At 39.4% G+C, this 2091-nt stretch carries 2 protein-coding genes and 1 pseudogene; 2 read left to right on the top strand and 1 reads right to left on the bottom strand.

The features are described 5' to 3' along the window. Together C1T29_RS11755 and C1T29_RS11760 are read left to right on the top strand one after the other, a co-directional pair. A pseudogene (locus tag C1T29_RS11755) lies at positions 1 to 74 on the top strand (biofilm-forming protein); the annotation flags it as partial. 43 nt (positions 75 to 117) lie between these two features. Then, positions 118 to 411: a YozQ family protein gene (locus tag C1T29_RS11760; RefSeq protein ID WP_095431620.1), complete on the top strand. Its 294-nt coding sequence runs from the start codon at positions 118 to 120 to the stop codon at positions 409 to 411. A gap of 114 nt (positions 412 to 525) precedes the next feature. Here C1T29_RS11760 and C1T29_RS11765 read toward each other — a convergent pair. After that, the coding region (locus C1T29_RS11765) for a methyl-accepting chemotaxis protein (RefSeq protein WP_208945704.1) at positions 526 to 2091 on the bottom strand (1566 nt) is incomplete at its 5' end.

The following is a 2091-nucleotide window of genomic DNA, read 5'->3' on the forward strand; positions in this document are numbered from 1 at the left end:
ATGAGACTGAGACAGCTTTTAAAGCAGATGATCCTAAAAAACATGGTTCTTCTGATCCTAAAAGAACGAAATAAGTTCTTGACCGCACTAAAATTTCAATAATCTGGAGGAAGTACAGTGACTCAAAAAAATGGAGCCGACAGACCTGATGATTATAAAAGATTTTCTTCATTAGACAAGGAATATAATTTTCAGCAATCTGTAAGCAGCAATTCTGAGACAGAAAGTGTACACACTGAAACACAAACTCATAACAAAGAAAACATAAATGACACAACGGGTGTAGCCGGGAAATCCTTTGAGCCCTCGGATTATAAAGGAACTACACAATTAGAAAAAGGATTGGCTGAGACTCACGAACAAGTCAGCGATGACTATTTTGAAGGGACGATCGATCAAAACTTGGACTAGTCATTCAAACGGAACGAGCTTGAGAAAAAAGCCGGTTTCGTTTTTAGAAACAATCTCAATAAAGGCAGTAAAACCCCACCTCATGAGATGGGGTTTTGCGCTTTAGTAATCTGATTAATATTTAAAACGGTTAATGACGGATTGAAGCTCTTCCGCCAACTGAGATAAAGATTCTGCAGCATAGGAGATTTCCTCCATTGAATGTAGCTGTTCCTCTGATGATTTTGCAACCGCTTCTGTATTTGCTGACGTTTCTTTTGTTCCAGCGGCCAATGTATGAACTGTGTGCTGAATCACTTCAACGCCTGAAGTAAGCTGTTGAGTTGCTGCTGCGACTTCTTGTATTTGAGAAGTGACCTGTTCCACCAGGTTCAGGATTTCATTGAAATTTCCTGTTGTTTCTTGAGAAAGAACAATACCTGAGGTCACATTTTCTTGAACAACCTTAATATTATTTACCGTTTCTATCGATTCATTTTGGATGGTCGCTACCACGGATTGGATGTGGTTTGCTGATTTATTTGTTTCATCCGCTAATTTCCGAACTTCTTCAGCCACTACAGCAAATCCTTTTCCTTGCTCTCCCGCTCTGGCCGCCTCGATCGCTGCGTTTAGGGCCAACAAATTGGTCTGCTCGGAAATTGTCGTGATAAGCGAGGAAATATCACTGATTTCTGCTGTGCTCGCTACCAATGCCTGTAATCCATTCCCGGCTGAATCTACGGATTTATCAATAAACTTCATCTGATCTAACATCTTGTTAACTGATTTAGATCCTATTTCAGCCTTGTCTCTCATCGAAGAAGAAAGATCCGCTATGTTCCCTGTATTTGAAGCAACAGATGATATACTGTCTAATAATTCAGTGATGGATTCTGCGCTCTTTTCTGTCATTGAGCTTTGCTTCACATTGCTGTCTGCAGCCATCTGCATGGATTGGGAAATATGTTCAGATGTTGATTTTGATTCTTCAGCGCTTGCCGATAATTCTTCGGAGGAAGCAGCGACTTGTTCAGATGAACTGCTGATTTGCTTCACAATTTGCGATAATGAATGAGTAAAAGCATTAAAAGATTGGGCAAGCTGGCCAAATTCATCTTTATTTTTCACTATGACTTTTTTGGTTAAATCAGCCTCGCCGTGAGCAATTTCTTCTAGCTGCTTATTTATGCTTCTTAGTGGCACCATAATGGACCTTAACAGCATTATGCTTAGAACAATGCCTAATATTACTGATATTCCTGTGACAGTGGTGATGAGCCATTGACTCATTTTCCCATTGCCCCGTATTTCATCCTTTAGATCCTCTACCTCTTGATCAAGGCGATCAGACAGCTTATTGACAGCCGGATCTACGACTTCTTTTCTTAGTGTTCTTTCTTCTCCAAAATGGATGGTTTCTGCTTTTTTCGGATCTGAAGAGTAGGCTGTTAATACTTGCTGATTCAAAGCTCTATACTGAGTAAAACTTGTCTTAATGTCTTCAATATTGGATTGATACTTCTCTTCATCAATCAAGTCATAAACCCGATCAAGGCTCTTTAAGACATCGTCTGATTTTTCCTTCATGCCTTCGTCATATTCTTTGTCTCCAGTAATCAAGAAGCCTCTTTCATCATTTGATAACCCGGTCAATTCATATTGAATGTGTTTCATCTCTTTTTGGAATTTTCTTTTAAA

Source organism: Bacillus sp. MBGLi79 (assembly GCF_002953915.1).